1 protein-coding gene is annotated in these 232 nt (G+C 43.5%); it reads right to left on the reverse strand.

Features of this window, described 5'->3' with window-relative positions; genetic code table 11:
* Positions 1 to 232, reverse strand: a 232-nt coding sequence (locus AB1471_RS17980) for a phage tail protein (protein ID WP_367781079.1), incomplete at both ends; no start/stop codon positions are given.

Raw genomic sequence — 232 nt, forward strand, 5'->3', positions numbered from 1 at the left:
TTGATTGTATCCACTACATCGTCCAAACGTGTGTCATCAGTATAGAGAGGCAAAAAGTTTCCTAGCTTAATTTCGGTTCGCTCTGGTTCGTTTCTCACCCTTTTCAGTTCGATGACTCGACCTTCAACGAGAATTTCGGGTACAAACTCACGGTCGATAATAAACACCGTGTCTCCAAGTCGTACTTTTTCGTGTTCAAGTCCCGCTATTTTTTCTAGCGAGATCGCCGATA

It is taken from the genome of Jeotgalibacillus marinus, from assembly GCF_040801915.1.
Classification (GTDB): domain Bacteria; phylum Bacillota; class Bacilli; order Bacillales; family Jeotgalibacillaceae; genus Jeotgalibacillus; species Jeotgalibacillus marinus.